At 77.5% G+C, this 240-nt stretch carries 1 pseudogene; it reads left to right on the top strand.

Annotated features, from left to right (window positions below):
- Window positions 1–240: pseudogene (locus tag KVS67_RS12935) on the top strand (DNA topoisomerase IV subunit B); the annotation flags it as partial.

Raw genomic sequence — 240 nt, 5'->3', positions numbered from 1 at the left:
TTGGACACCTCCGTGGACGAGGCGCTGGCCGGCTACGCCACCGGCATCGACGTTACGCTGCAGGCCGACGGCGGCGTGCGCGTGGCGGGCGACGGCCGCGGCATCCCCGTGGACCTGCACCCCACCGAGGGGAGGCCGGCCGTCGAGGTCGTCATGACGATCCTGCACGCCGGCGGCAAGTTCGGCGGTGGGGGCGACGCCGGCTCGGGCGGCCCGCCCGGCGGGGGCGTCTCCGGGGTC

Source organism: Micrococcus sp. GbtcB5, from assembly GCF_019091605.1.
GTDB lineage: Bacteria > Actinomycetota > Actinomycetes > Actinomycetales > Micrococcaceae > Micrococcus > Micrococcus luteus.
Note: the sequence above shows the minus strand (reverse complement) of the source record. Positions and strands in the feature narration are given on the sequence as shown.